General features: G+C 57.8%; 1 protein-coding gene. It reads left to right on the plus strand.

Features of this window, described 5'->3' with window-relative positions; all coding sequences use genetic code 11:
- Positions 1 to 68: 68 nt before the first annotated feature.
- Positions 69 to 1,520, plus strand: coding sequence for an IS1182 family transposase (locus EVC45_RS44475; RefSeq protein WP_129964347.1), 1,452 nt, complete (start codon positions 69 to 71; stop codon positions 1,518 to 1,520).
- Positions 1,521 to 1,651 lie beyond the last annotated feature (131 nt).

The raw sequence follows: 1,651 nt of genomic DNA on the forward strand, positions 1-1,651 counted from the left end.
TGGCCGAGGCTGTGTAAAAACGCACTGATCGCCTAGACTGAATCAACCCGTTGTTGCGAGAGGCGAAGATGGGGCGATTTGTCGAAGGCGCGGATCGTAATCAGGCAACGCTGCTGCCGGAATGTCTCGAGGACTTCATCGCAGAGGATAACCCGGTCAGGATTGTCGACGCGTTCGTTGATGAGCTGGAACTGGCCACCATGGGATTCGAAGGGGCCACACCTGCGATTACAGGCCGACCGTCTTACCATCCGGCCGTTCTGCTCAAAATCTACATTTACGGCTACCTCAATCGCGTACAGTCGAGCCGACGCCTGGAGCGGGAGTGTCAACGCAATGTCGAACTGATGTGGCTGACTGGTCGCCTGGCGCCCGACTTCAAGACGATTGCCGAGTTCAGGCGCAGCAATGGTCCCGGCATCCGCAACGTATGTCGGCGCTTCGTGGTGATATGCCGTGACCTGAAACTCTTCACGCAGGCAGTCGTGGCCATCGACGGCAGCAAGTTCAAGGCGGTCAACAGCCGCGATAACAACTTCACACCTAACAAGATCGCAAAGCGTCAGGAACAAATCGAGCAAAGCATTCAGCGCTATCTGGACGCACTGGAGACTGCCGACCGAACCCAACCGGCCGAGGTAGAAGCAAAAACCGAACGGCTACGGGAAAAGATCGAAACGCTGCGCGAACAGATGCGCGATCTGGATCATGCTGCGGAACTGTTAAATGATTTACCGGGAAAACAGGTCTCGCTAACTGATCCCGACTCACGCTCGATGATGTCGCAAGCCAAGGGCACAGGCGTGGTCGGCTACAACGTTCAGGTGGCTGTCGACACGAAGCATCACCTCATCGTGGCCCATGAGGTGACGAACATCGGCAACGACCGGACGCAGTTGAGCCCGATGGCCAAGGCCGCCCGCGATGCCATGGGCAAGAAGACAATCAAGGCTCTGGCCGATCGTGGGTACTTCAGTGCCCCGGAGATCAAGGCTTGCGATGACGCCGGTATCGCGGCGCTGGTGCCAAAAATGCAAACCTCCAGTGCAAAGGCTGACGGGCGATTCGACCGGGCCGACTTCATCTACATCGCAAGAGACGACCAGTACCTGTGTCCGGCGGGCCAGCGGGCGATTTACCGATTCAGCTCGGTCGAGCGCGGAAATCCGATGACCTTGCATACCTACTGGAGCAGCGCTTGCCCGAAGTGCCCGATGAAAGGCCAGTGCACACCGGCTGATTATCGGCGTATCCGCCGATGGGAACACGAAGCGGTGCTCGAGAGAATGCAGTCAAGATTAGATCGCCAGCTCGACGCCATGACGATACGACGCCGAACGGTCGAACATGTGTTCGGCACACTCAAGCACTGGATGGGTTCGACCCACTTCCAGACGCGCCGTCTGGGCCATGTTGCAGCCGAAATGAGTTTGCATGTGCTGGCATACAACCTCAAGCGAGTCATCAGGATTCTCGGGTTCGCAAAGACGATGCGCGCAATGAAGCTGGCAGGCGCGTGAGCTTGCGCGCCGACGTTGTTCACCAGCGCGCTGGATCTCTTCATCCGCTTGAGTCTCTGTCCAACGCAATCGTGCTCCCCACTGGCCTTCACCAACCGGCTGTTCTGTATGTTTTTACACGGCCTCGGCCG

It is taken from the genome of Paraburkholderia sp. UYCP14C (assembly GCF_004197395.1).
Classification (GTDB): domain Bacteria; phylum Pseudomonadota; class Gammaproteobacteria; order Burkholderiales; family Burkholderiaceae; genus Paraburkholderia.